The 25,766-nt window shown below is 71.3% G+C and carries 27 protein-coding genes; 15 read left to right on the forward strand and 12 right to left on the reverse strand.

Annotation, left to right across the window (positions count from 1 at the left end; all coding sequences use genetic code 11):
• Positions 1 to 5 precede the first annotated feature (5 nt).
• The 5 genes from rlmKL to JR065_RS01215 all read right to left on the reverse strand — a co-directional run bounded on the left by rlmKL (position 6) and on the right by JR065_RS01215 (position 5,716).
• Positions 6 to 2,186, reverse strand: a complete 2,181-nt coding sequence (rlmKL, locus tag JR065_RS01195; protein ID WP_206231486.1) for a bifunctional 23S rRNA (guanine(2069)-N(7))-methyltransferase RlmK/23S rRNA (guanine(2445)-N(2))-methyltransferase RlmL — start codon at positions 2,184 to 2,186, stop codon at positions 6 to 8.
• A gap of 181 nt (positions 2,187 to 2,367) precedes the next feature.
• On the reverse strand, positions 2,368 to 3,981 hold the full coding sequence (locus JR065_RS01200; RefSeq protein ID WP_206231487.1) for an ATP-binding cassette domain-containing protein: 1,614 nt from the start codon (positions 3,979 to 3,981) through the stop codon (positions 2,368 to 2,370).
• 166 nt (positions 3,982 to 4,147) lie between these two features.
• Positions 4,148 to 4,657, reverse strand: coding sequence for a GNAT family N-acetyltransferase (locus JR065_RS01205; RefSeq protein WP_206231488.1), 510 nt, complete (start codon positions 4,655 to 4,657; stop codon positions 4,148 to 4,150).
• A 43-nt stretch (positions 4,658 to 4,700) separates the two neighbouring features.
• The gene (locus JR065_RS01210; protein WP_206231489.1) at positions 4,701 to 5,228 is read right to left on the reverse strand and encodes an alpha/beta family hydrolase; all 528 of its coding nucleotides are present in this window, start codon (positions 5,226 to 5,228) and stop codon (positions 4,701 to 4,703) included.
• Complete coding sequence (locus JR065_RS01215; protein WP_206231490.1) at positions 5,225 to 5,716, reverse strand: MOSC domain-containing protein; 492 nt, start codon at positions 5,714 to 5,716, stop codon at positions 5,225 to 5,227. The genes JR065_RS01210 and JR065_RS01215 overlap by 4 nt, the downstream gene beginning before the upstream one ends.
• A 22-nt stretch (positions 5,717 to 5,738) precedes the next feature.
• Between JR065_RS01215 and JR065_RS01220 the strand changes: the two genes are divergently transcribed.
• Positions 5,739 to 6,311, forward strand: a complete 573-nt coding sequence (locus JR065_RS01220) for an N-acetylmuramoyl-L-alanine amidase (RefSeq protein ID WP_206231491.1) — start codon at positions 5,739 to 5,741, stop codon at positions 6,309 to 6,311.
• Positions 6,312 to 6,320: 9 nt separating this feature from the next.
• Here JR065_RS01220 and JR065_RS01225 read toward each other — a convergent pair whose 3' ends face one another.
• The 4 genes from JR065_RS01225 to JR065_RS01240 form a co-directional block, all read right to left on the reverse strand.
• On the reverse strand, positions 6,321 to 7,325 hold the full coding sequence (locus JR065_RS01225) for a DUF1684 domain-containing protein (protein ID WP_206231492.1): 1,005 nt from the start codon (positions 7,323 to 7,325) through the stop codon (positions 6,321 to 6,323).
• Positions 7,326 to 7,335: 10 nt separating this feature from the next.
• A complete protein-coding gene (locus JR065_RS01230; protein ID WP_206231493.1) occupies positions 7,336 to 8,199 on the reverse strand; it encodes a sulfurtransferase in 864 nt (287 codons plus the stop codon).
• The gene (locus JR065_RS01235) at positions 8,196 to 8,993 is read right to left on the reverse strand and encodes a CoA pyrophosphatase (RefSeq protein ID WP_206231494.1); all 798 of its coding nucleotides are present in this window, start codon (positions 8,991 to 8,993) and stop codon (positions 8,196 to 8,198) included. The genes JR065_RS01230 and JR065_RS01235 overlap by 4 nt, the downstream gene beginning before the upstream one ends.
• A 116-nt stretch (positions 8,994 to 9,109) precedes the next feature.
• Positions 9,110 to 9,811: an FKBP-type peptidyl-prolyl cis-trans isomerase N-terminal domain-containing protein gene (locus JR065_RS01240; protein ID WP_206231495.1), complete on the reverse strand. Its 702-nt coding sequence runs from the start codon at positions 9,809 to 9,811 to the stop codon at positions 9,110 to 9,112.
• Positions 9,812 to 9,970: 159 nt separating this feature from the next.
• Here JR065_RS01240 and JR065_RS01245 point away from each other — a divergent pair, with 159 nt between their 5' ends.
• Genes JR065_RS01245 through nth form a run of 3 tightly spaced genes read left to right on the forward strand, consistent with a single transcriptional unit; the run spans position 9,971 to position 11,823 of the window.
• Entirely contained in the window at positions 9,971 to 10,753 is a 783-nt protein-coding gene (locus JR065_RS01245; protein WP_206231496.1) for an enoyl-CoA hydratase-related protein, read from the forward strand.
• A 15-nt stretch (positions 10,754 to 10,768) separates the two neighbouring features.
• Positions 10,769 to 11,152: a hypothetical protein gene (locus tag JR065_RS01250; RefSeq protein ID WP_206231497.1), complete on the forward strand. Its 384-nt coding sequence runs from the start codon at positions 10,769 to 10,771 to the stop codon at positions 11,150 to 11,152.
• Entirely contained in the window at positions 11,149 to 11,823 is a 675-nt protein-coding gene (nth, locus tag JR065_RS01255) for an endonuclease III (RefSeq protein WP_206231498.1), read from the forward strand. Before JR065_RS01250 ends, nth begins: the two co-directional genes overlap by 4 nt.
• 325 nt (positions 11,824 to 12,148) lie before the next feature.
• On the opposite strand, the gene JR065_RS01260 is transcribed toward nth, so the two are convergent.
• The 3 genes from JR065_RS01260 to JR065_RS01270 all read right to left on the reverse strand — a co-directional run bounded on the left by JR065_RS01260 (position 12,149) and on the right by JR065_RS01270 (position 14,879).
• Positions 12,149 to 13,690: a SulP family inorganic anion transporter gene (locus JR065_RS01260; RefSeq protein ID WP_206231499.1), complete on the reverse strand. Its 1,542-nt coding sequence runs from the start codon at positions 13,688 to 13,690 to the stop codon at positions 12,149 to 12,151.
• 14 nt (positions 13,691 to 13,704) lie between these two features.
• Complete coding sequence (locus JR065_RS01265) at positions 13,705 to 14,391, reverse strand: carbonic anhydrase (protein ID WP_206231500.1); 687 nt, start codon at positions 14,389 to 14,391, stop codon at positions 13,705 to 13,707.
• A 107-nt stretch (positions 14,392 to 14,498) separates the two neighbouring features.
• Positions 14,499 to 14,879 (reverse strand): hypothetical protein, encoded by a 381-nt coding sequence (locus JR065_RS01270; protein WP_206231501.1) that lies wholly within the window; start codon positions 14,877 to 14,879, stop codon positions 14,499 to 14,501.
• A gap of 306 nt (positions 14,880 to 15,185) precedes the next feature.
• Here JR065_RS01270 and JR065_RS01275 point away from each other — a divergent pair, with 306 nt between their 5' ends.
• The 11 genes from JR065_RS01275 (at position 15,186) to JR065_RS01325 (ending at position 25,715) form a co-directional block, all read left to right on the forward strand.
• Positions 15,186 to 16,436 carry an OprO/OprP family phosphate-selective porin gene (locus tag JR065_RS01275; protein ID WP_206231502.1) on the forward strand — a complete coding sequence of 417 codons (1,251 nt, stop codon included), beginning with the start codon at positions 15,186 to 15,188 and terminating at the stop codon, positions 16,434 to 16,436.
• 172 nt (positions 16,437 to 16,608) lie between these two features.
• Positions 16,609 to 17,628, forward strand: a complete 1,020-nt coding sequence (pstS, locus tag JR065_RS01280; protein WP_206231503.1) for a phosphate ABC transporter substrate-binding protein PstS — start codon at positions 16,609 to 16,611, stop codon at positions 17,626 to 17,628.
• A gap of 374 nt (positions 17,629 to 18,002) precedes the next feature.
• Positions 18,003 to 19,103: a phosphate ABC transporter substrate-binding protein PstS gene (pstS, locus tag JR065_RS01285; protein WP_206231504.1), complete on the forward strand. Its 1,101-nt coding sequence runs from the start codon at positions 18,003 to 18,005 to the stop codon at positions 19,101 to 19,103.
• 238 nt (positions 19,104 to 19,341) lie between these two features.
• A complete protein-coding gene (pstC, locus tag JR065_RS01290; RefSeq protein WP_206231505.1) occupies positions 19,342 to 20,316 on the forward strand; it encodes a phosphate ABC transporter permease subunit PstC in 975 nt (324 codons plus the stop codon).
• Positions 20,316 to 21,182, forward strand: coding sequence for a phosphate ABC transporter permease PstA (pstA, locus tag JR065_RS01295; protein WP_429001824.1), 867 nt, complete (start codon positions 20,316 to 20,318; stop codon positions 21,180 to 21,182). The genes pstC and pstA overlap by 1 nt, the downstream gene beginning before the upstream one ends.
• A gap of 19 nt (positions 21,183 to 21,201) precedes the next feature.
• A complete protein-coding gene (gene pstB, locus JR065_RS01300; RefSeq protein WP_206231506.1) occupies positions 21,202 to 22,029 on the forward strand; it encodes a phosphate ABC transporter ATP-binding protein PstB in 828 nt (275 codons plus the stop codon).
• A gap of 113 nt (positions 22,030 to 22,142) precedes the next feature.
• Positions 22,143 to 22,853: a phosphate signaling complex protein PhoU gene (gene phoU, locus JR065_RS01305; RefSeq protein ID WP_206231507.1), complete on the forward strand. Its 711-nt coding sequence runs from the start codon at positions 22,143 to 22,145 to the stop codon at positions 22,851 to 22,853.
• A gap of 150 nt (positions 22,854 to 23,003) precedes the next feature.
• Complete coding sequence (locus JR065_RS01310) at positions 23,004 to 23,396, forward strand: RcnB family protein (protein WP_206231508.1); 393 nt, start codon at positions 23,004 to 23,006, stop codon at positions 23,394 to 23,396.
• 349 nt (positions 23,397 to 23,745) lie between these two features.
• Positions 23,746 to 24,132 carry an HvfA family oxazolone/thioamide-modified RiPP metallophore gene (locus JR065_RS01315; RefSeq protein WP_206231509.1) on the forward strand — a complete coding sequence of 129 codons (387 nt, stop codon included), beginning with the start codon at positions 23,746 to 23,748 and terminating at the stop codon, positions 24,130 to 24,132.
• Entirely contained in the window at positions 24,119 to 24,979 is an 861-nt protein-coding gene (locus JR065_RS01320) for an HvfB family MNIO-type RiPP peptide maturase (protein WP_206231510.1), read from the forward strand. Before JR065_RS01315 ends, JR065_RS01320 begins: the two co-directional genes overlap by 14 nt.
• Complete coding sequence (locus tag JR065_RS01325; protein WP_206231511.1) at positions 24,972 to 25,715, forward strand: HvfC family RiPP maturation protein; 744 nt, start codon at positions 24,972 to 24,974, stop codon at positions 25,713 to 25,715. Before JR065_RS01320 ends, JR065_RS01325 begins: the two co-directional genes overlap by 8 nt.
• Positions 25,716 to 25,766 lie beyond the last annotated feature (51 nt).

The raw sequence follows: 25,766 nt of genomic DNA on the forward strand, positions 1-25,766 counted from the left end.
CGGCTTCAGCGACGCATCAGCCGCCACGCGCGGTGGATGCGCGGGTTGCGCTCGAAGTCCGGTGCGATGGTCTGCGCGGTGATCTCCTCGCACACGGCGAATTCGGCCAGTGCGTTCTCCTCCAGCTTGAAGCGGCGGAAGTTGTTGGAGAAATACAGCACGCCCTCGGGCATCAGCCGCGCCACCGCCGCGCGCAGCAGGCGCACGTGCTCGCGCTGGATGTCGAAGTCCTCGGCGCGCGCGGAATTGGAGAAGGTCGGCGGGTCGCAGAAGATCACGTCGTAGCGGTTCTTCTCCGCTTCCAGCCAGGTCAGCGCGTCGGCCTGCACCAGCCGGTGCTGGGCGCCGCCCTTGCCGTTGAACGCCAGGTTGTCGGCGCACCACTGCAGGTAGGTGCCGGACAGGTCCACGCTGGTGGTGGAATCGGCGCCGGCCACCGCCGCCTGCACGCTGGCCACGCCGGTGTAGCAGAACAGGTTGAGGAAGCGCTTGCCGCGCGCCTGCTGGGCCATCGCCCCGCGCAGCGGGCGGTGGTCCAGGAACAGGCCCGTATCCAGGTAATCGAACAGGTTCACCCGCAGCAGCGCGCCATGCTCGCGCACCACCAGGAACTCGCCGCGCTGCTCGAACCTGCCGTACTTGCTGCCGCCCTTGCCGCGCTCGCGCGACTTCAGCGCCACCCGCTCGGCCGGCACCTGGAACACCTCGCGCGCGGCCGCCAGCAGCTCGTTGCGGCGGCGGCGCACGTCGGCGTCGGGAATCTCCTCCGGCGCGGCGTACTCCTGCACGTGCAGGTAGGTGCACGCCTGGCCGCCGTCTTCCTGGTACACGTCGATCGCCGCGGCGTATTCGGGCAGGTCGGCGTCGTAGGCGCGAAAGCAGCTGACCTGCTCGCGCGCGCGCCAGTTCTTGAACTTGCGCAGGTTCTTGCGCAGCCGGTTGGCCACCATCTGCGCGCCGTCGCTGAGCGCGCGCGGCGCTTCGGCCGGCTCGCGCTGGGCCACCGCGATCGGATCGCAGACGATCAGCGGGCATTCCAGCGCGCCGTTGAACATCTGGTACTTCTTGCTCGCACGCAGGCCGGTGGCATAGGCCAGGTCGGCATTGCCGCACAGCAGGCTGGCGCGCCATTGCGGCACCGCGCGCTTGAGCGCCTCGCCCAGGCGCCGGTACAGCGCGGTGTCGGCGGCCAGGCGTTCGTCGTAGGGCGGATTGCACACCACCGTGCCCAGCGCCTGCGCCGGCGCGCGCAGGTCGGCGACGTCGCGCAGCTCGAACACGATCGCCTCGGCGACGCCGGCCGCCTGCGCGTTCTGACGCGCGGCGCGGATCGCGTGCGGGTCGATGTCGCCGCCGTGGATCACCGGCTGCAGCGCGGCGCGTCCGGCGGCCTCGCGCTGCCGCGCCTCGGCCACCAGCGCGCGCCAACCGTCCTGGTCGAAGCCCAGCCAGCGGCTCGGCGCGGCGCTGAACTGCGACGGCGCCGCCGCGTCGCGGCGCGCGGCGGCGACATCGCCTCGCAGCAGCCCCGGCGCCACGTCGGCGGCCATCAGCGCGCCTTCGATCAGCAGCGTGCCGCTGCCGCACATCGGATCCAGCAACCCGCCGCCCTGCTTGTACAGCTGCGGCCACTGCCCGCGCAGCAGCACCGCCGCGGCCAGGTTCTCCTTCAGCGGCGCCTCGTTCTGCGCCTGGCGCCAGCCGCGCCGGTGCAGCGAGCCGCCGCCCAGGTCCACCGACAGCGTGGCGCGGCCCTTGCGCAGCGACAGGTTCAGCCGCAGGTCCGGCTGCTCCACGTCCACCGACGGCCGCTCCAGGCCTTCGCCGCGCAGCGTGTCCACCACCGCGTCCTTGACCCGCTGCGCCGCGTAGCGCGCATGGGTGATCGCGGTGCCGGACACGTGCGCGTCCACCGCCAGCGTGTGCTGCGAGGTGAGGTGCTCGCGCCACGGCAGCGCGGCGACGCCGGCGTACAGCGCGGTCTCGTCCGGGCAATCGAACTCGTCCAGTGGCCACAGCACGCGGCTGGCCAGGCGCGACCACAGCACCGCGCGCTGCGCGTCGCGCAGTTCGCCTTCGGCATTGACCCCGGACACGGTGGCGGTGGCGGCGGTCGCGCCGAGCGCGAGCAGCTCGTCGACGAGCAGGTATTCCAGGCCTTTGGCGCAGGAGACGAAGAATTTCACGGGATGGCGGACCGAAGGAAGGAAATGCGGGAACGCGGCCGCGGGCACCGGGCCTGCGCTGCGCCTCTGGGATCGGCGCGGCGCTCCAGGCGGAACGCGGCGCTGCGATGGGCGGGATGCAAATGGTCGGGCATCGGGCCGGGCTTTACCAGCCCGCCGCGCCGGCCGTGCCCGGCCGCGGTCACCACGGGCTCAGCCGCCAGCGGTCCGGATCCGCCTGCAGACGCGCGTCCAGGCCCAGTTCGGCCAGGAACGCCTCGTCGTGCGAGACCACCAGCAACGCCCCCGGATACTGCCGCAGCACCTGTTGCAGCGCGGCCAGCGCGTCCAGGTCGAGGTGGTTGCCGGGCTCGTCGAGCAGCAGCAGTTCGGCCGGACGCTCGCGGTACAGCGCGCAGGCCAGCGCCGCCTTCAGCCGCTCGCCGCCGCTGAGCCGCCCGCTGGGCACGCCGATGCGCGCCGCATCCAGGCCCAGCAGCGCCAGCCACGTGCGCAGCTCGGCCGCGCCGGCGGCGGCGTTGGCCGCCTGCAGCTGCGCCAGCACCGGCAGCGCCGGGTCGAGCAGCCGCAGCGACTGGTCCAGGTAGGCGCTCGGCACCCGCACCTGGCAACGGCCGGCCACCGGCGCGAGCTGGCCGTCGAGCGCCCGCAACAGGGTCGATTTGCCGCTGCCGTTGGGCCCGACCACGCCGATCCGCTGCCGCCCGCCGATGCGCAGGTCGAGCGCGGCACGGCCGGGCGGCGCGTACGGCAGCCGCAGGCCGTGCAGCTCGGCGACCCGGCGTGCCGCCGCCGCGGCCGGCAGCGGCGCGAACAGCGCCACCGGCGGCGCGGCATCCACCTCGAGCGCGGCCTCGCGCACCTGCGCGGACAGCCTTTCGTGCGCGGCGGCCCGCTGCTGCTGATGCTTGCCGGCGCTGTGCTCGCTGCGCTGCTTCTGCCGGCCGAGCAGGATCGGCGCCTGGTTGGCGTCCTGCGCCTGGCGGCGGCCGCGCGCGCTGCGCCGCTGCTGGCGCTCGTGCTGCTCGCGCAGCGCATCGCCGTGGCGGCGGCGCGCGTGCTTGCGCCGTTCCAGTTCGGCCAGCGCGTGCTGCTGCTCCTGCGCCTTGCACCGGGCGTAGAACCCGTAGCCGCCGCCGTAGTCGCGCAGGCCGAGCGCGGACAGCTCCACGGTGCGCTGCAGGTTCTGCAGCAGCGCGCGGTCGTGGCTGACCACCAGCAGCCCGTTCGGCCAGCGCTGCAGTTGCCGCTGCAGTTCCCGGCGCTGCGCCAGGTCCAGATGGTTGCTCGGCTCGTCGAGGATCAGCACGTCGGCGTCGGACAGCCACGCGCCGAGCAGCGCCACGCGCACCGCCTCGCCGCCGCTGAGGCCGGTCGCCGACCGCTGCGGCGACAGGTGGCCGAGCCCGTGCAGGTCCAGTTCCGCGCGCAGGCGCTGGGCGATGTCCCAGCGCTCGCCCAGCACGTCGAAATCCGCCGCGTCGGTGCTGCCGGCCTCGATCCGCGCCAGCGCCTCCAGCGCCGGAGCGACCCCGGCCAGCGACGCCACCGTCGCCCCGGGTGCCGGCGCGACCTGCTGCGGCAGGTAGTGCACCCGGCCGCGGCGCACGCAGCGTCCGGCGCTGGGCGCCAACTCGCCGGCGAGCAGGCGCGCGAGCACGCTCTTGCCCACGCCGTTGCGTCCGACCAGGGCGGTGGTGCGCGCATCGAGCGCGAAATCCAGATCGGAGAACAGGGTCCTGCCGTCGGGCAGGACATAGCGGGCGCCTTCCAGCGCGAGGAAGCAGTTCGTCATGCGTACTCCATGCAGATGCCAGGCACTCCCGCCGCACGATCGGCAGGGAACACGGGCCGTCGAAGGACGGCGGCATCAATGGCGCATTGGACGAAACTCCTGAATCACGCGAAGCGGCAAGTGTAGCGCGGGCATGCGCCCGCGCGGCCGCGCACGCGGCCGCCGCTCAGCCGGCGGACACGAACGCTTCGTGGTACTCCACTTCGGCCACCGGCACCAGGCGGTCGCCGAAACCGATCGCCTGGAAATACTCCGCCGGCACGCCAGGCAGCACCGGCCCCGGTTCGGCGTGGAAGCCGAAGCGGTCGTAGAAGTCCGGCTCGCCCAGCACCACGCAGCCGGCCGCGCCAAGCGCCTGCAGCCGCGCCAGCGCCTCGCGCACCAGCCGCGAGCCCAGGCCCTGGCGCTGGTGCCCCGGACCCACCGACAGCGGGCCCAGGCCGTACCAGCCGCGGCTGCCGTCGGACAGGCGCACCGGCGATACCGCCACGTGGCCGACGACGTAGCCGTCGTGCTCGACCACCAGCGACAGGGTCAGCGCGTCGGCCGCGCGCAGCGCCTCGATGATGCGCTGCTCGTCGTGGCGGCTGTGCGCGACGCGGAAGAATGCGACCAGGGTCAGCGCCTCGATCGCCGCATGGTCGGCCTGGGTCTCGTCGCGGATCTTCAGTTCCATCGATGCCTCCCGGCAACACGGCGCGCGCCATCCGGCGCCGCGGTCACAGCGTGCCCAGCAGGTCGGCGAACGCCTGCGCCGATGCCTCGACGTGGTCGCCGAGCCGGTGGCCGTCGTCGACCAGCAGCAGCCGCGCCCTGCGCGGCTGCGCCCAGGCGATCACCTCGGCGGCGGGGATCAGTTCGTCGCGCCAGGCATGCACGATCGAGATCGGCACCGCCGCCGCGTCCAGCGCCGGCAGCCGGCCCATCCGCGTCGGCGGCACCATCAGGAACAGGCCGCGCACCGGCACCTGCAGCGACACCTGCGCGGCGATGTACGCGCCCAGGCTGGACCCGGCCAGCACCAGCGGCCCGCGCGCGGCCGCCGCCTGCGACCGCTGCAGCAGGCGCTGCAGGCGCGCCGGCACGTCGCCGAGCTCGCTGACCTGGCGGCACGCGTCCAGGTCGGTGTAGTCGGGCCGCTCGTGGCTCCAGCCCAGCCGCTGCGCGACCTCGGCCAGCGCGGCGACCTTGACCGCGTCCGGGCCGCTTTCGAAGCCGTGCGAAAGGATGCAGTGGCCGCGGCTCACAGCGCCACCACCGCATCGCCGAGGCGCAGCGTGCCGCCGCGCACGATCCGCGCGCACAGTCCGCCATGGCCGCGCATCGCGTTGTAGCCGCCCGGCCCCAGCGCGTCCTCCATCCGCGAACACGGATCGCACGGCGCGACGCCTTCCAGCTCCACCTCGCCGATGCGGAAGCGGCGCCCCTTCAACGCGATCAGCGGGATGCCGGAGACCACCAGGTTGCGGCGCAGGATCGCCGGCGCCAGCGCCGCGCGGCCGGCCAGCGCGGCGATCGCCGGCAGGTGCTCGGCCTGGATCAGGGTCACGCCGCGCTTGCCGTTGCGTCCGGCGTAGCGATCGCCGGCCAGTCCGCGCTCGGCCTGCGCATCGGCCTGCGACACTTCGCGCATCGGCATCTCGCGCGACGGGCGCAGGCCGATCCAGTCCACGCGTCCTGCGCGCGGCAGCGCGGCGAGCAACGCCGCCAACGGGCTTTCGGGGTTCAAGGTCATGCCCGAATGCTAGCATCCGCGCATGCCGCACGCCCCGTCACCGCTGCCGATCCGCCGCGATCCATTGCCCTACTGCGAACGCCTGCCGGCGCGCGCGCCGCAGGACATCGACCTGGCGGTGATCCACTGCACCGAGCTGCCGGACCTGGCCACCGCGCGCGACTACGGCGAGCGCGTGCTGTATCCGTCGGGCACCGGCAACAGCGGCCACTACTACATCGACCGCGACGGCAGCCTGCACGAATACGTGCCGCCGCAGCGCGTGGCGCACCATGTGCGCGGCTACAACCCGCGTTCGATCGGGATCGAGCTGGTCAACCGCGGGCGCTATCCGCACTGGCTGGATTCGCGGCACCAGGCGCTCACCGAGCCCTACCCCGCCGCGCAGATCGCCGCGCTGATCGCGCTGTTGCGGCAGCTGTGCGAGCAGTTGCCGAACCTGCGCCTGATCGCCGGCCACGACGCGCTGGACCGCGATTGCGAGGCGGCCAGCGACGACCCGGCGCAGCAGGTGCGGCGCAAGCTCGATCCGGGCCCGCTGTTCCCGTGGACCCAGGTGCTGGACGCGGTACCGCTGGCGCCCTACGCCGGCTGAGCGCGGCGCTCAGTGCGCGGCGAAGTAGCTCTTCTCGCCCGCCGTCACCGCCAGGTCCAGGCGGTTGCCGACCGGCGCGATCGGGCACACCACGTGCGCGGTGAACGCGCACGGCGGATTCTGCGCGCGGTTGAAGTCGAGCACGATGCGTTCGCCGCGCGGCGGCGGGTCCACGAACAGGTAGCGCGCGCCGCCGTAGGTCTCGCGGCCGCTGGTGCGGTCGGAGAACGGGAAGAACAGCCGACCGGTGCTGTCCTCGCGCAGCGCATGCAGGCGGTAGCTGCGTCCGTCGATCTCGAAGCGCGCCTCGCCGGCCACCGGCAGCGACTGCGGCGTGCCGATCGAGGTCAGCAGGGTCATCCGTTGCGGCGCCGTCGCCGGGCGCCAGTCGGCGACCACGCGCCAGCCGCGGTCGACCGGGAAATAGTCGATGCCGCGGAACGCTTCGCGCGCCTGCGCCGCGGGATCGCGGAAGCGCCAGCCGAAGCCGGCGCCGGTGTCGACCACGTAGAACTCGTCCTCGCCCACCGACAGCCGCGTTTCCACGCCGTGCATCGCGTCGGTGTTCAAGGCCCCGCGCACGAACGGGCGCCCGCGCAGCATCACCGCCGCGCCCGGCGCGGCCTCGAAGCCGACCGCGCCGTCCTCGCCGATCTGCAAGGTGCCCAGCTGCGCCGGGCCGCCGGGCAGCACCACGTCGTTGTCCTGCGCGCTGCCGACGCGGTAGGTGCCGGCGCGCAGCCGCCCCGAACCGGTGTAGCTCAGCCACCCCATCGGCGCGCGCAGCAACGCCACGCGCTGCGCGCGCCAGCGTTCGATTTCCTCGCGGTAGTGGCTGCCGGCCTGCGCCGCCGGCGAGGCATCGGCGCCGGGCGCGCGCGCGGCCGCGTCGCGGCCTCGGTCGCAGGCGGCCAGGCCGAGCAGCAGCGCCGCAACGCACAGTGCGCGCCCACGCCTGCCCGCGCCGGGCGCCGACCGGCCTGGTCCCGCTGCGCGGCCGCCACACGCCGTCATCGCCCTGGCCTCAGCCGCTCGCCCGCGGACGCGCCGGATCGGCGATCCAGCCGCTCCAAGACCCTGCGTACACGCGCGCGCCGGGCAATCCCGCATGTTCCATCGCCAGCAGCAGATGGCAGGCGGTGACGCCGGAGCCGCACATCAGCACCACCTCGCGCGGATCGCGCCCGCGCAGCAGCGGCTCCAGCTCGGCGCGCAGTTCCTGCGCCGGACGCAGGCGCCCGTCGCGCAGGTTCTCGCCCAGCGGCCGGTTCACCGCGCCGGGCACGTGCCCGGCGACCGGGTCGATCGGTTCCACCTCGCCGCGGAAGCGCTCGCCGGCGCGCGCGTCGAGCAGCCAACCGGGCGCTTCGTGCAGGCGCGCGGCCACTTCGTCGGCCTCGGCGATGCGCGCGGCGTCGAAACGCCCCGGATACGCCGGCAGCGCCACCGGCGCGACGGCCTGCGCGCTTTCCGGCAACCCGTGCGCGCGCCACGCCGCCAGCCCGCCATCGAGCACGGCCACGCGCCGGTGCCCGAGCAGGCCAAGCATCCACCACAGCCGCGCGGCGGCCATGCTGCCGTCGCCGGCGTCGTAGACCACCACCTGGGTCTGCGGATCGATGCCCCAGCCGCCCAGCGTGCGCGCGAACGCGTCGGCATCGGGCAACGGGTGCCGGCCCAGGCCGGGCCGGCCCAGGTCCGACAGGTCGCGGTTGAGATCGGCGTAGACCGCGCCGGGCAGGTGCGACTGCGCGTACACGCGGCGCCCGGCCTCGGCGTCGGCCAGCGCGAAACGCGCATCCACCAGCCGCAGCCCAGGCCGGCCGAGCGCCGCGGCCAGCGTCGGCGCATCGACCAGGCCCTGCCAATCGGGTATCGCCTCGCTCATGCGGTTTGCTCCAGTCGTCGGCGCAGGTTGAGCAGGATCGCCGCGGTCGCGCCCCAGATCCGCTGCTCCGGCCAGTCGTATTCGAGCACTTCGCGCTGCAGGCCGCGGTAGTCCACTTCCAGGCTGCGCAGGTTCTGCGGCGCCATCAGGTAGGCCAGCGGCACCTCGAACACCTCGGCGACCTCGTCCGGATGCGGCTGCGCCACGAACGCCGGATCGATCACCGCCACCACCGGCATCACCCTGAAACCGCTGATGGTCATGAACGGATCCAGGTAGCCCAGCGGTTCGGCCTGCGCGGCCGGCAGCGCGATTTCCTCGTGGCTCTCGCGCAGCGCCGCGGCCACCGCGTCGGCGTCGTCGGGCTCGATCCGGCCGCCGGGAAAACTGACCTGGCCGCCATGGTGGCGCAGGCGGTCGGTGCGCCGGGTCAGCAGCACCCGGGTGCCATCGGCACGCGGCACCAGCCCGGCGAGCACCGCGGCCTCGGCCGGCGGATCGGGCAGCAGGTCGCGCAGTTCGTGATGGTTCCAGCCCGGGCCGGTCGGCGGCGCGTGCAGCGGATGCAGCGCGCGCAGCAGGCGTTCACGTTCGGCCAGCACCGGCGGCGGCGCGGGCGGCGACCAGCCGCGCGCCGGCAGCACCTCGTCCATGTAGCGCTGGCGTTCGTCCTCGCTCATGGCTCGCCAGCGCGCGATCTCGTCGCCGGTGCGCAGGCAGCCCGCACAGTAGCCCTGCGCGTCCAGCGAGCAGATGCCGATACAGGGCGTAGCAACACGGGAAGCGGAATCCATCGGAGTTGACACCCGGCCAGCGTAGCGCGATTCGGCCGCGGCCACACTTTCATCGTCTACAAAAAAATGCGCCGGCGTTGCCGCCGGCGCATCGTGCAACGCAGGGACAGTCGCGATTACTTGACGCTGACCAGCTTGATCTCGAACTGCACCGCCACGTTCGGCGGGAACGGCGTGCGCGGGTCGGCGCCGTAGGCCTTGTCCGCCGGCAGCGTCACTTCCCACTTGGAACCGGCCGGCATCTGCAGCAGCGTGTCGCGCATGGCCTGCATCTCGACTTCGCTGACCTTGATCGACGGGATCTGCTGCGCCGGACGCGCCTGCGCCGGACGCTCGCCGTACGGGTACGGCCCGGCCACTTCCAGCTGCACGGTGCTGGCCTGGGTCGGCTTGGCGCCCTTGCCCGCCTCGATCACGCGGTACTGCACGCCGCTGGGCAGCGTCTGCACGCCGGCCTTGGCCTTGTTCTGCGCGATGAACTGGTCGCTCTTGGTCTTGTTTTCCGCAGCGGCCTTTTCGTACGCCGCCTTGGCCTGCTGGGCACGGCCCTGCTCGCGCTTCTGGAACGCCTCCACGGCCGGCTTGAGCTGGTCGGCGCTGATCGCCGGCTGCTTCTTGGCGTAGGCATCCTGCAGGCCCTTCACCACCGAATTGATATCCAGCTGCTCGCCGCGGCCGGACAGTTCGGCAAGGTTGTTGCCGTAGTCGTAACCGAAGTAATAGCTCAGCTTGCCCTTCTCGGACGTGGTGTCCTGGGCGAACGCATTGCCGCTCAGGGCTAGGGCCGCCGCGGCGACCGCAATAGAACGCAACTTCATCAAACAATTCTCCAGGGTGGTGGCACAGGGCGGCCTGTGCCGCCTGAGATGACGCGTTAGGATAGCCGCCGCGGCGCATAACCGCCACCGACGACGCAGATCTGACAGGTCTACGTCTACGGAGTTCCCTTTACCGTTTTTTTACATGCAGGAGCCGCCATGTCCGGCGAACCGGTCCTCATCGCCCACCAAGATGCGCTGCGCATCGTCACCGTGAACCGGCCCGACAAGCTCAACGCCTTGAATCGGCAGACATTAATCGCGCTGGACGCGGCCTTCGCCGAGGCCGAGGCGGACCCGGCGGTGCGCGTGGTGGTGCTGACCGGGGCCGGCGACAAGGCCTTCGTCGCCGGTGCCGACATCGCCGAAATGAACGAACTGACACCGGTTCAGGGCCGCGATTTCTCGCAACTGGGCCAGCGCCTGATGCGCCGCATCGAGCGCATGCCCAAGCCGGTGCTGGCGATGGTCAACGGTTTCGCGCTCGGCGGCGGGCTGGAACTGGCGATGGCCTGCCACCTGCGGGTGGCCGCCGATGGCGCCAGGCTCGGCCAGCCGGAGGTCAACCTGGGGCTGATTCCCGGCTTCGGCGGCACCCAGCGCCTGGCGCGGCTGGCCGGCCGCGCCGCCGCGCTGGAACTGTGCCTGCTCGGCGCGCCGATCGACGCGGCGCGCGCGCTGCAGCTGGGCGTGGTCAACCGCGTGGTGCCGGCCGCCGAGCTGCGCGCGACGACGCTGCAGATCGCCGGACAGCTCGCCGCGTCGGCGCCGCTGGCGGTGCGCGGCATCCTCGACGCGATCCAGGTCGGCGGCGAATGCGCGATCGACCAGGGACTGGACTACGAGACCACCCAGTTCGGGCTGCTGTTCGCCAGCGAGGACATGCGCGAAGGCACCCGCGCCTTCCTGGAACGGCGCAAGCCGGTGTTCCGCAACTGCTGAGCGGTGCCGAGCCCGATGCCACGCACACCTGACCCCTCCGCTGCGCCCCTGCCCCATCCGCTGCGACTGCTGCGCTGGGTGCTGGACGACGACCTGGACGCGGCGATCGACGCCGGCCTGATGGACTACCGCCCGGCCGCCGGCGACGACGCGCTCGATCCGCTGCATCCGCAGCTGAGCGCGCAGTTGCTCGCCGCGCAACGGCGCCTGCGCGAGGCCTGGGACGCGCGCGAGCGCTATCGCGCGCGCAGCGCACGGCTGGCGCGGCGCGGCGCCGAACGCGAAGCGCGCCGCGCGCCGCCGCCGGCCACGCCGAGCGCGGCCGCCGCGCTGCCCCCCGCCGCCGCCGCGATCCTGGCGCGGGCCAAGGCCAGGGCCGCCGAACGGGGCACGCGATGAGCGAGCTCGCCGCCGCGACGCGGCGCAGCCGCACGCTGAGCAAGCCGGAGATCCACGAACTGTTCTCGCGGCTGGCCGAGCTCAATCCCGCGCCGACCACCGAACTGGAGTACCGCACGCCGTTCGAACTGCTGATCGCGGTGATCCTGTCGGCGCAGGCCACCGACGTGGGCGTCAACAAGGCCACGCGCCGGCTGTATCCGGTGGCCAACACGCCGGCGGCGATCCTGGCGCTGGGCGAGGACGGCCTCAAGCCCTACATCTCCACCATCGGCCTGTTCAACGCCAAGGCCAAGAACGTCATCGCCACCTGCCGCATCCTGGTCGAGCAATACGCCGGACAGGTGCCGCGCGAGCGCGCCGCGCTGGAGGCGCTGCCCGGCGTCGGCCGCAAGACCGCGAACGTGGTGCTCAATACCGCCTTCGGCGAGCCGACCATCGCCGTGGACACGCACATCTTCCGCGTCGCCAACCGCACCGGCCTGGCGCCGGGCAAGGACGTGCGCGCGGTCGAGGACCGGTTGATGAAGGTGGTGCCGGACGCGTTCAAGCAGGACGCGCACCACTGGCTGATCCTGCACGGGCGCTATGTCTGCAAGGCGCGCCGGCCGGACTGCCCGCAATGCGTGATCCGCGACCTGTGCCGGTTCAAGGACAAGACGCCCGGCTGAGGGGAAGCCGCCACGGCGAATGGGCGGGGCCACCGCGAGCGGCAGCCCCATGAATGGGGCGCCCGCTCGGTGCACTGGATGCACAGCACCAGGATCCGTGGCCTTGTGCCGGCAGACGACCGAACCGGCCATCGCTTGCGTGTCGCGACTGAAGCCGCTCCTACCGGGAGCAGCGAACCTCCAGATGGCTGGCCGGACGCACTGCAGGAGGGGCTTGAGCCTCGACGCTGGCGACGCCGGGCACCCGCGCTCCGCGCGTCGCGGCTGAAGCCGCTCCTGCAGTGGCCTTCGGATGGAATCTGGAGCTGCCGATCGCCCCGGCGCCCTATGCTGCGCGCTGCCCCTCCACGCGGCGGTCCAGTTCCTTCCAGTCCACCACCAGTTGGCAGCCGCGCGCGGCCGCGTTGCGGCTCCAGTCGCGCAACAGCTCCAGGCAGGCGTGGTCGACGTGGTGCAGCCGCGCCACGTCCAGATGCAGTTCGGTGTTCGGTGGCAGCTGCTCCAGCGTGCGCGCCATCGTCGGCACGCGCAGGAACGTCGCCGAGCCTTCCAGCGACAGGCGCAGCCTGCCGCCGCCGGCACCGGCGCCGGCGCGCTCGTCCTCGTGCGCGTGCACGCCCACCTTCAGCCGCGACTGCTGCAACGCCAGGCGCAGCAGCGACAGCGCAAAGCCGGTCAGCACTCCGGTCAGCAGGTCGGTGGCGACGATCGCGAACGTGGTCGCCAGGTAGATAGCCGCAGTGCCGCGGCCGTATGCCGCCAGCTCGCGCACCTGCCCCAGCTTGACCATCTTCGCTCCGGTATAGACCAGGATGCCGGCCAGGCACGCCACCGGCGTCATCCGCAGCAGCCACGGCAGCAGCAGCGCGAACACCAGCAGCCAGCCGCCATGCAGGATCGTGGACATGCGGCTGGCGGCGCCGGCCTGCACGTTGGCCGCGCTGCGCACGATCACCCCGGTCATCGGCAGCGCGCCCAGAAAGCCGCACAGCATGTTGCCCACGCCCTGCGCCGCCAGCTCGCGGTCGTAGCGGGTGCGCGGGCCGTCGTGCATGCGGTCCACCGCCGCCGCCGACAACAGGGTCTCGGCGCTGGCGATGAAGGCGAAGGTGAACGCGGACAGCAGCAAGGTCGCGTCGAACACGCCGAGCAGTTGCGCCACGTCGGGAACGGCGATGGCCGAGAACAGGTTCGCCGGCACCTCGACCTTGGCCACGTCCAGGCCCTGCATCTGCACCAGCGCGGTCATCGCCACCACCGCCAGCAACGCGCCGGGCAGGAAGCGCAGCCGCGCCGGACGCAGCCTGTCCCAGGCGAGGATGATCGCGATCGTGCCCAGCCCGACCGACAGCGCGGTGCGGCCCACGCCCTCGTCCAGCGCGCGCCACAGCACCGCCGGCAACGCGGCGAAGTTCTCCAGGCCGCGCGCCTTCGGCGCCGCGTCCATCAGCACGTGCGACTGCGAGGCGACGATCAGGATGCCGATGCCCGAGAGCATGCCGGCGACCACCGCCGGCGAGGTCATGCGGAACCACACCCCGGCCCGGCACAATCCGGCGAGCAGCTGGATCGCGCCGGCGAGCAGCACCACCGGCCCCAGCGCGGCGACGCCGTGCTGGCGCACCAGCTCGAACACCAGCACCGCCAGGCCCGCGGCCGGGCCGCTGACCTGCAGCGGCGATCCGGCCAGTACGCCGACCACCAGCCCGCCGACGATGCCGGTGATCAATCCCGCCGCCGGCGGCATGCCCGAGGCGATGGCGATGCCCATGCACAGCGGCAGCGCCACCAGGAACACCACCACCGATGCCAGCAGGTCGCGGCCGAACAGGCCGCCGCGCAGATATCCTTCGCGTGTCGATCGCATCGTGCCGGCCTCCTTCATGCGGCGACGCCGCCCACCGCCTGCGCCAGGCGCGGCCGCGGGGTGGCTTCGGGGGTGCGGCCGCTGTCGGGCAGCAGCGGCACGAAACGGCCGTGCTCGGCGTCGAACGCGCGGATCTCGCCGTGCGCGATGTCGTAGATCCAGCCGTGGATGCGCAGCGTGCCGCTGGCCAGGCGCGCCGCCACCACCGGCTGCGTGCGCAGGTGGTCGAGCTGCGACACCACGTTCTCCTCGGTCAGGCAGGCCAACGCGGCGTCGCTGTGCGGCTCGTGGCCGTGCTGCGCGGCGACGTGGCGCGCGCTGTCGGTGTGCTTGAGCCATGCCGCCACCGTGGGCACGCCCTCCAGCGACTCGGGCCTGAGCACCGCCTTCATCGCCCCGCAGTCGCTGTGGCCGCAGACCACGATGTGCTTGACCTCCAGCACCGCCACCGCGTACTCGATCGCCGCGACCACGCCGCTGACGTGCTGCGAATACGGCGGCACGACGTTGCCGACGTTGCGGTAGACGAACAGTTCGCCCGGCTGGGTGGAGAACATCAACTCCGGCATCACCCGCGAATCGGCGCAGGTGACGAACAGGGTATGCGGGGTCTGGCCGGCGGCCAGTTGCCGGAACAGGCCGCGCTGGCGCGGATAGACCTCCTTGCGGAAGTGGCGAAAACCGTTCAACAGACTTTCCATGGGGCACCTCGGAACAGGGGGATGGGGAGAGCGTCGCCGCGGCAGTGCGCCGCAGAACTCAAGGAAGCGATAGGGACGGGTGGATGCCGGCGCGAGGGCGCGGCGGATCAGGCGGTCGCGACCGGGCGCCGGCGACAAGGAGGCCGCAACCACGACGGCAGGTCGCCGCCATGGCTGCGTCGCGTGGCCGGCTCGGGCCGCATCGGCAGCGCACGCGCGAAGCGCCGCAGCAACGGCGGCAGCATCGGCGTGTCGTCGTAGACGTTCTGGTCGCCCGGGTCGGCCACGTGTCCGGGCATTGCCGGATCGGCGTGCGCATCCGCGCCGGCGGCGGCCTGCGCCTGCGGCATCTGCCCGGCGTCGGCGCACGACGCTGGCATCGACGGCATCGCTGCCACATCCGGCGCCGCGATCCCCCATAGCGTCGGCAGCGCCGCGGCCAGCAGCACGGCGAGCGACAGCATCAGCATCCAACAGGTGGCCTGCATCCTCATGCGTCCACGCTAGCCAAGGCCGCGCGCATGCGGAAGTGGTGCAGCGCACAAATCGGCCGATACGCTGGCGCAACCGCGAGACGATGCGCCACTGTGTGATCGCGTTCCGCAGAAAACGCGCGACGCACGCTTCGTTTTCGCGCCTGCCATCTGCGCGCCATCTGCGCGCAACATCGCCGGCGTTCAATCGTCGCGTGCGATCTCGACCGGCATTGCCGTGCGTCGGTAATGTTGCAGTGTCACATTTACGCAATCTTCACATATTAGCCTGCGCGCATCTTCCCACCGCCCAGGCAACCCATGAAACTGTCTCGCACCCTCCTCTCGGCAGCCGTGCTCACCGCCGTGTTCGCGCCGGCCGCGCAAGCGGAAATCGCCATCGACGTGATCGGCGGCTCGGAAATCTCCTTCGAGGGCCTGTTCCAGGTCGACGGCAACTGGTACGACAACGACATCCAGGATCTCAACGGCGCGATCGGCGCCAACGGCAAGGATTCGGAGTTCGGCCTGCGCCGCGCCGAGCTGGTGCTCAAGGGCAAGGGCCCGGGCAACATCGAGTGGGTCGCCGGCTACGACGCCAGCACGCTGAAGGACGTGTCCATCCAGGGCACCACCGTGCGCAGCAGCGGCAAGTTCCTCGACACCAACATCAAGTACAAGTTCGGCGGCAACAGCAACCACTTCGTCCAGCTGGGCCAGTACAAGCAGCCCAACAGCCTGGAAGAGCTGTCCAGCACCAAGAACAACGACTTCATCTCCAAGTCCTCGGTCACCAACACCTATGCGGTGGCGCGCCGCCTGGGCGCCGCCTACGGCGTGGGCGACAACAACTGGAGCGTGACCGCCAGCGCGTTCGGCCGCGAGCTGACCCGCAACCTGGCCCACGGCAGCGGCTACGGCGCGCGCGGCACCTTCGCGCCGATCAACGAGTCCGGCAACATCCTGCATTTCGGCCTGAGCTACGTGAACTACGACACCGACGCCGACACGCTGCGCCTGCGCGCGCGTCCGAACGCGGACCTGGCGACGGTGCGCCTGGTGGACAGCGGCAGCCTGACCAATACCGACCGCATCGGCGTGATCGGCGGCGAAGCGATGTGGGTCACCGGCCCGTTCAAGGCGCAGGGCGAGTACTACAACGCCAAGGTCGAGCGCAACGGCGCCAGCGACAACTACAGCAACGACGGCTGGTACGTCAGCGGCGTGTGGAACATCACCGGCGAGACCTGGGGCTACAGGGGCGGCGTGCCGACCACCCCGCTGCCGAACGAACCGGCCAGCGGCATGTGGCAGCTGGGCGTGCGCTACGACAGCATCGACCTCAACGACGGCAACCTGGTGCCGCGCGCCACCGGCGCCCCGCTGGTCGACGGCGTGCTCGGCGGCAAGATGGACACCTGGACGGTCGGCGCCAACTGGTACTGGCGCTCCAACTTCAAGTTCGCGCTGAACTACGTGATGGTCGACAGCGAGAAGTACAGCAGCGCGGTCCGTGGCAACGTGTCGGACAAGCCGAACATCCTCGAAGCGCGCGCGCAGTTCTACTGGTAATCCGCGGCCGCTGCCTGCGGCCTTCCGAGCGCGGCGGCGACGCCGCGCTCCTCCCCGAACGCAATACCGCAGCGGCGTCATGCGCCGGTCATGGACCGGCCGCGGCGCCGTCATCGAACGGTTATGTAATGGCCGTCTGCGGCCACCCGCCCATCCTTTCAGGAGTTTCCTCGTGATCTTCTCGCTCAAGTCCCGCGTCTTGGCTGCCGCCGTCGCCGCGTCGTTCGTGTTCTCCGCCAACGCCGCCGACGTCACCGGCGCGGGCGCCTCGTTCATCTACCCGGTGATGTCGAAGTGGTCGGCCGACTACAACGCCGCCACCGGCAAGAAGGTCAACTACCAGTCGATCGGTTCGGGCGGCGGCATCGCCCAGATCAAGGCGGCCACGGTCGACTTCGGTTCGTCCGATGCGCCGCTGAAGCCCGAAGAGCTGGCCGCGGCCGGCCTGGCGCAGTTCCCGTCGGTGATCGGCGGCGTGGTGCCGGTGGTCAATGTGCAGGGCATCGCGCCGGGCGCGCTGAAGCTGGACGGCAAGACCCTGGGCGACATCTTCCTGGGCAAGGTCAAGACCTGGAACGACCCGGCGATCGCCGCGCTGAACCCGGGCCTGAAGCTGCCCGACGGCAAGATCACCGTGGTGCACCGCTCCGACGGTTCGGGCACCAGCTTCAACTTCACCAACTACCTGTCCAAGGTCAACCCGGACTGGAAGAGCAAGGTCGGCGAAGGCACCGCGGTGCAGTGGCCGGTCGGCATCGGCGGCAAGGGCAACGAGGGCGTGGCCGCCTACGTCAAGCAGATCAAGGGCGGCATCGGCTACGTCGAACTGTCCTACGCGCTGCAGAACAAGATGTCCTACACCTCGATGAAGAACGCCTCGGGCAAGTTCGTGCAGCCCAGCGACGAGAGCTTCGCCGCCGCGGCCGCCAGCGCCGACTGGGCCAGCGCCAAGGACTTCTACTTGGTGATGACCAACGCCCCGGGCGACGCCTCGTGGCCGATCACCGCGACCAACTTCATCCTGGTCCACAAGCAGCCGAAGAACCCGGCCAGCGCCAAGGCCACCAAGGAGTTCTTCAAGTGGGTCTACGCCAGCGGCGACGCCCAGGCCAAGCAGCTGGACTACGTGCCGCTGCCGGACGCGTTGGTCAAGCAGATCGATACGTACTGGAGCAGCAACCTGAAGTATTGATCGGCGGGTCTCTCTCCCCCAGCCGGTCGACACGGGACGCGGGCCTCTCACGGGGCCCGCGTTTTTTTTGTTCCTTCTTCCACCGGGAGAGGCTGCGCGCAGGCGGATGAGCGCGTCCGAAGCGTCCCGCGAAGGACGCCTCGGGACCCGCCGCGACGGGCGAACGAGCCGGCCGCGCTGCGCGAGACGTTCGCCCCGCCCCCCGCCCGGCCCTCCTGCCGGCGTGAACGGCCGGGCCAGGCTGACGCGCAACCGGCTGTTTTCCTTGACCAATTTCACGTACCGGCAGCCGCGTCATGAGGCTGTAACAAAAACATCATTTCATAGCCCGCATCCGCCGGACATCCGGCCATCTTCGCCCACGGAGTGACTCCATGAAACTGCAGCCGGCGCGCTTTGCCGTACTGTCCCTTGCCCTCGCTGTCGCCGTCGCCGCCTGCCAGCCGGGCAACGGCGACAAGCCGCAGTCCTCCGCCGACGCGGGCAGCAGCGCGCCCGCCGCCGCTCCGGCCGCCGGCGACAAGGCCATCGCCGAGATCTCCGGCGCCGGTGCGTCCTTCATCTATCCGCTGGTGTCCAAGTGGTCGGCCGACTACAACGCCGCCACCGGCAACAAGATCAACTACCAGTCGATCGGTTCCGGCGGCGGCATCGCCCAGATCAAGGCCGGCACGGTCGACTTCGGCTCCTCCGACAAGCCGCTGGACAGCGCCGAGCTGGCCGCCGCCGGCCTGGGCCAGTTCCCGTCGGCGATCGGCGGCGTGGTGCCGGTGGTCAACCTGGAAGGCATGGAGTCGGGCAAGCTGAAGCTGACCGGCGCGGTGCTGGCCGACATCTTCCTGGGCAAGATCACCAAGTGGAACGACCCGGCGATCGCCGCGCTCAATGCCGGCACCGCCCTGCCCGACACCAAGATCAACCTGGTGCACCGTTCCGACGGCTCCGGCACCAGCTTCAACTTCACCAACTACCTGTCCAAGCTCAGCCCGGAGTGGAAGAGCAAGGTCGGCGAAGGCACCTCGGTGCAGTGGCCCGGCGGCGTCGGCGGCAAGGGCAACGAAGGCGTGGCCTCGTACGTGCAGCAGATCAAGGGGTCGATCGGCTACGTCGAACTGGCCTACGCGCTGCAGAACAACATGCCGTACGCGTCGCTGCAGAACGCCGCCGGCAACTGGGTGCAGCCCAACGCCGACAGCTTCGCCGCGGCTGCCGCGTCGGCCGACTGGGCCAACGCCAAGGACTTCAACCTGGTCATCACCAATGCGCCGGGCGCGCAGGCGTGGCCGATCACCGCGACCAACTTCATGCTGATGCACAAGCAGCCCAAGGACGCGGCGCGCAGCAAGGCCACGCTGGAGTTCTTCAAGTGGGCCTTCGAGAAGGGCCAGCCGCAGGCCAGCGAACTGCACTACGTGCCGCTGCCGCCGGAGCTGGTGCAGCAGATCGAGGCCTACTGGGCCAAGGAATTCAAGTAATGCCACGCGCGCTCGCCGACAGCGGCGAGCGCGCCTGCGCGGGGCCGGTTTCGCAACGGATGCGGACCGGCGCCCGGGCTGCCGCCATCCGGCAGCCGACGTTGCACCGGTACGACGTACTCCGAACTTTCGGGTTCCCGCCTGCGCGGGAACTACGCCAGCCACTCGCCGCGACCGGCCACCCCCGCCGCGGCCACGACCGATCCCCGCCTGCGCGGGATTCGGCGACACCGAGCCCATGAACGCCACCCTCATTCCCGAAGTGATATCGGCTCCCACAGGACGCGATCTGCGCGACGCGCGCGCCGACCGATTCTTCCGCTGGACCCTCACCGCCACCGTGATCTTCGTGCTCGTCGCGCTGGCCAGCGCGGCGCTGTCGATGCTGTGGGGCGGCCGCCACGCGCTGCAGATGGAAGGCCTGAGCTTCTTCTATTCCAGCGAGTGGAACCCGGTCGAGAACAAGTACGGCGCGCTGGCGCCGATCTACGGCACCCTGGTCACCGCGCTGATCGCGATGCTGATCGCGGTGCCGGTGAGCTTCGGCATCGCCTTCTTCCTCACCGAGGTGGCGCCGCGCTGGCTGCGCGGCCCGGTCGGCACCGCCATCGAACTGCTGGCCGGCATCCCGTCGATCATCTACGGCATGTGGGGCCTGTTCGTGCTGGTGCCGGTGATGACCGAGTACGGCACGCCGTGGCTCAACGACCACGTCGGCACGCTGCCGGTGATCGGCCCGATGTTCCAGGGCCCGCCGCTGGGCATCGGCCTGCTCACCGCCGGCTTCGTGCTGGCGATCATGGTGATCCCGTTCATTTCCTCGGTGATGCGCGAGGTGTTCCTGACCGTGCCGACGCGACTGAAGGAGTCGGCCTACGCGCTGGGCTCCACGCGCTGGGAAGTGAGCTGGGACATCGTGCTGCCCTACACCCGCTCGGCGGTGATCGGCGGCATCTTCCTGGGCCTGGGCCGCGCGCTCGGCGAAACCATGGCGGTGGCGTTCGTGGTCGGCAACACGGTGCGGCTGTCGCCGTCGCTGCTCGAGCCCGGCACCACCATCGCCGCGCTGATCGCCAACGACTTCGGCGAAGCCACCGAGACCTACCGTTCGGCGCTGCTGCTGCTGGGCTTCGTGCTGTTCATCGTCACCTTCATCGTGCTGGCGATCGCCCGCCTGATGCTGCAGCAACTTTCGCGCCGGGAGGGCACCTGATGGCCAGCACCGTCGCCGACCGCCTGTACAACCGCCGCCGCGTGGTCAACGTGATCGCGTTGACCCTGTCGTGCGCCACCGCACTGTTCGGCCTGTTCTTCCTCGGCTGGATCCTGTGGACGCTGCTGGCCAAGGGCCTGCCCGGCATCGACATCGACCTGTTCACCAAGATGACCCCGCCGCCGATGCAGGACGGCGGCCTGCTCAACGCCTTCTTCGGCAGCGCGGTGATGTGCGGGCTGGCGATCGCCTTCGGCACGCCGCTGGGCGTGGCCGCCGGCACCTGGCTGGCCGAATACGGCAACGCGCGCAAGGCCGGCCTGGTGGTGCGCTTCGTCAACGACATCCTGCTGTCGGCGCCGTCGATCGTGCTCGGCCTGTTCGTCTACACCCTGTACGTGATGCAGACCGGCGGGCGCTTCTCGGCGATGGCCGGCGCGCTGTCGCTGGCGTTCATCGTGCTGCCGGTGGTGGTGCGCACCACCGACGAGATGCTGCGGCTGGTGCCGGCGCAGATGCGCGAGGCGGCGCTGTCGCTGGGCGTGCCGCAGTGGAAGGTGACGGTGCAGGTGCTGTACCGCAGCGCCTCGGCCGGCATCGTCACCGGCGTGCTGCTGGCGCTGGCGCGGATCAGCGGCGAGACCGCGCCGCTGCTGTTCACCGCGTTCGGCAACCAGTACTGGAACAACAACGTGATGCAGCCGATGGCCAGCGTGCCGGTGGTGATGAACCAGTTCGCCGGCAGCCCCTACGATTCGTGGAAGACGCTGGCCTGGGCCGGCGCCCTGGTGCTCACCGCCTTCGTGCTGATCGTCAGCCTGAGCGCGCGCGGCCTGCTGTTGCGCAACAAGATTTCCAACGATTGACACTCCTACGGACCCGGCCATGAACGATCTGCACAACGCCACGCCGATGCACCGCATCGCCGTGCCGAACGCCCACACCGCCCTGGCGCCGTCGCCGGTCAAGGTGGCCGCGCGCGGCCTGGATTTCTATTACGACAAGTACCACGCGCTCAAGGGCATCAACCTGGAGGTGCCGGAGAAGCGCGTCACCGCGCTGATCGGCCCGTCCGGCTGCGGCAAGTCGACGCTGCTGCGCATCTTCAACCGCATCTACGCGCTGTACCCGAAGCTGGAAGCGCGCGGCGAAGTGCTGCTGGACGGCGAGAACATCCTGTCGCCGAAGTACCCGATGAACCGGCTGCGCAGCAAGGTCGGCATGGTGTTCCAGAAGCCGGTGCCGTTCCCGATGACGATCTTCGAGAACGTCGCCTACGGGATCCGCCACCACGAGAAGCTGTCCAAGGCGGACATGAGCGACCGCGTCGAGCACGCGCTGCGCCAGGGCGCGCTGTGGGACGAGGTCAAGGACAAGCTCGGGCAGAGCGCGCTCGGCCTGTCCGGCGGCCAGCAGCAGCGCCTGTGCATCGCCCGCGCGGTGGCGCTGCGCCCGGACGTGCTGCTGCTCGACGAGCCGACCTCGGCGCTGGACCCGATCTCCACCAGCCGCATCGAGCAGCTGGTCGAAGAGCTGAAGAACTCCTACACCATCGTCATCGTCACCCACAACATGCAGCAGGCCGCGCGCGTCTCCGACTACACGGGCTTCATGTACCTGGGCGACCTGATCGAACACGACCGCACCGACGTCATCTTCTCGCAGCCCAGCAAGCAGCAGACCGAAGACTACATCACCGGCCGCTTCGGCTGACCGCGCGCGCGGCCACCGCCTCCTCGGCGGCGGCCGCACGCCAACGGCACGAAACCGGCCCTGCAACGCCACGGAAGGCCGCGGCGACACCCACGAATTCACCGGACTACGACATGACTACCCTGCCGAACGAGCACATCGTCAAGAGCTACGACGAAGAACAACACCGCATCTCCGCCGAGATCGTGCGCATGGGCGAGACCGCGGTGGCGCAGCTGGAAGCGGCGCTGGACGTGGTCGACCGCCGCGACGACAACGCCGCGCTGCGCATCGTGGTCAACGACGAGGCGATCGACGCACTCGAGCATTCGATCGCCAACGACGTGATGCGCCTGGCGCTGCGCGGTCCGATGGCGCGCGACCTGCGCGAGATCCTCGCCGGCCTGCGCATCCCCGCCGACATCGAGCGCATCGGCGACTACGCCGCCAACGTGGCCAAGCGCTCGATCGCGCTCAACGCCTCGCCGCCGATGCCGCACACCCTGGGCCTGCGCGCGCTCGGCCAGCTCGCCGCGCAGCAGGTGCGCGAAGTGCTGATCGCCTACCGCGACAACGACGCCGATGCCGCGCTGCGGGTACGCCAGGACGACGCTTCGCTGGACGCGCAGTACACCGCGCTGTTCCGCGAACTGCTGACCTACATGATGGAAGATCCGCGCAACATCACCCCGTGCACGCACCTGCTGTTCATGGCCAAGAACCTGGAGCGGATCGGCGACCACGCCACCAACATCGCCGAGAACGTCTGGTTCCTGGTGCACGGCGATCAGCCGCTGCCGCCGCGCGACAAGCGCGACGACACCAGCAGCACGTCCAGCGTCTAACGGTGGCGGCGTTCATCTTGCTGGACGCCGGGCATACGAACGCCATGGTCCAACGTGACCAGCGGCTGATTGTTACGAGCGATTCAGTGGTCGGCGCCTAGGGTGCAAGACGCAAGTGGAGCCCCTGCTCCACCGACACCAGGAATCACCATGAAGCGCATCATCGGTTCGGTCCTCGCGCTGTCGCTGCTCACCTCCGGCGCCGCCTTCGCGGCGGGCCAGGACGGGCGCCGCGATCAGGACGATCGCCAGGAGCATCGCGACGACCGCAAGGGCGTCGCCAAGGGCCACGACGACCATCGCGAAGGCGACCGCCGCGACGACGACCGCCACGACAACCGCGGGCAGGCCAAGCACCATCCGTCGCACAAGCGTGGCGAGCGCCTGGCCCTGGGCCATCGCGGCGATCGCGTTTCCGACTACCGAAAGCATGGCCTGAAGCCGCCGCCGCGCGGCCACGAATGGCGCCGCGTCGATGACCAGTACGTGCTGATCGCCGTCGCCACCGGCATCATTGCCAGCGTGATCGCCGGCAGCCGCTGACCGCGCCGGCGCAACGGCGTCCAGAAGGCCCCGCCCCGGCGGGGCCTTTTCTTTGGCCGCAGCCGGCCGCAAGACGCACTGCGTCGATGCGCGAGAAGCTTCGGAAAGACCCTCCAGGACTCGAGTCCCGGCCCGGCCTTGGCTGGGATCCACGACGTCTTCGGCTAAACGGCGGCCTGCGCCGCCGCGAACGGCGCCGCTCCGGTGCCTGCCAGCGGCCGTTCGTGCCGTACCGCCGGCCGGCCGAACCGACCGCAGCGCAGGCACATGCGGTGCCCGCCGCCAGCGGGTAGGCTGCCGTGGCAACCGCCGCACCTGCCGCACGATTCCTCCCATCCTGGAGACGCCCATGTCCACCCCGCTGCGATCTTCCACCGCCCTCGCCGGCGCCGTCCTGATCGGCGGCCTGAGCGTGGCCTCGCCGGCCTTGGCGATGAACGAACTGGCGCAAGGCTATGCGCTGGGGGCGCAGGCCGCGCCGCCGGCCGACCGCGCGCACGCCGACGCCGATCCTGCGCGCGAGGCCGACCACGCCGGCCAGGGCACCGGCACCGCGGCCGCGCAGCGGGCCGATACCGCGCTCGATCGCCGCGCCGCGCCGAAGGCGGCGCTGAAAACCAAGGCGAAGACCGACGCCAGCGCGGCCGGCGCGCCGCGCGAGCCGGCGAAGAAGATGGACGCCAAGGACATGGCCGAAGGCAAGTGCGGCGAAGGCAAGTGCGGTGGCGGCGGCTGACGGCCCCGCCCCTGCGTGCGCGCCGGCGCCTGCCGCGGCCGGCCTGGGCCTGCGTCGCGCGCTGCTGCAACCGCTGCTCGACGCGCCGGCGCAGGCGTTCGACTTCCTCGAATGCGCGCCGGACAACTGGATCGGTGTCGGCGGCCGGCTCGGCGCGACGCTGGCCGCGCTCGCCGAGCGCCACCCGCTCAGCTGCCACGGCCTGTCGCTGTCGCTGGGCGGGGTCGCGCCGCTGGACGTCGCGCTGCTGCGGCAGACCCGGCAGTTCCTGGACCGCCACCGGGTGGCGCTGTACAGCGAACACCTGAGCTACAGCGCCGACGACGGCCAGCTCTACGAACTGTTGCCGCTGCCGTTCAGCGACGAGGCGGTGCGCCATGTCGCCGCGCGCATCCGCCAGGCGCAGGATGCGCTGGGACGGCGCATCGCGGTGGAGAACGTGTCCTACTACGCCGCACCGGGCCAGCTGCTGAGCGAGGCCGAATTCGTCAACGCCGTGCTCGCCGAAGCCGACTGCGAGCTGTTGCTGGACATCAACAACGTCCACGTCAACGCCTTCAACCACGGCTACGACGCGCAGGCGTTCCTGGCCGCGATGCCGTCCGCGCGCGTCGCCTCCTACCATGTCGCCGGCCACTACGACGACGCGGCCAGCGCGCTGAAGATCGACAGCCACGGCAGCGCGGTGGCGGCGCCGGTGTGGTCCCTGCTGGCCCAGGCCTACCGCCTGCATGGCGTGCGCCCGACCCTGCTCGAGCGCGACGCGCACTTCCCGCCGCTGCCCGAGCTGCTGGCCGAGGTGCAGCGCATCCGCACCGCGCAGGCGCAGGCGCTTGCCGATGAATGAGTCGCTGCGCGCGCAGCAGTTCGCGCTGACCCGGCACCTGCGCGATCCGCTGCGCCACCCCGCGCCCGACGGCATCGAACCGCGGCGCCTGGCGGTGTACCGCACGCTGCTGTTCGACAACCTCGAACGACTGCTGTCCGGCAACTTCCCGGTGCTGCGCGCCTGCCTGCCCGGCGACGCCTGGCCGGCGCTGGTGCGCGCGTTCTGCGCCGAGCACCGCGCGCGCACGCCGCTGTTCCCGCGCATCGGCGAGGAGTTCGTGCAGTTCCTGAGCCAGCGCCAGGATCCGCGCCAGGCGCCATGGCTGGCGGAGCTGGCGCACTACGAGACGGTGGAACTGTCGCTACAGATCGACGATGCGCCGCTGCCGCCGCACGACCCGCACGGCGACCTGCTGGACGGCGTGCCGCAGTTGTCGCCGTGGCTGCGCCTGCTGGCCTACCGCTGGCCGGTACAGCGCATCGGCCCCACCTGGCAGCCGGCCGAACCGCCGGCCGCGGCGACCTTGCTGCTGGCGCGCCGCGACGGCGACGGCCAGGTGCGCTTTGCCGAACTGGCGCCGCTGGCCTACCGGCTGATCGACGCCTTGGGCACGGGCAGGCGCAGCGGCCGCGAGCTGCTGCTGCACCTGGCGGCCGAAGCCGGCGCCGCGGCGCCGGAGCTGCTGCACGAAGGCGCGGCGCTGCTGCAGCGCCTGCGCCAGCAGGACAGCATCCTGGGCACGCGCCGCGCATAGGGCGCTGCCGCGAGCCACCGCGGTTTGCCGCCCTCGATCCGGTACGCGCAG

The sequence above is a fragment of the Xanthomonas sp. genome, from assembly GCF_017163755.1.
GTDB lineage: Bacteria > Pseudomonadota > Gammaproteobacteria > Xanthomonadales > Xanthomonadaceae > Xanthomonas_A.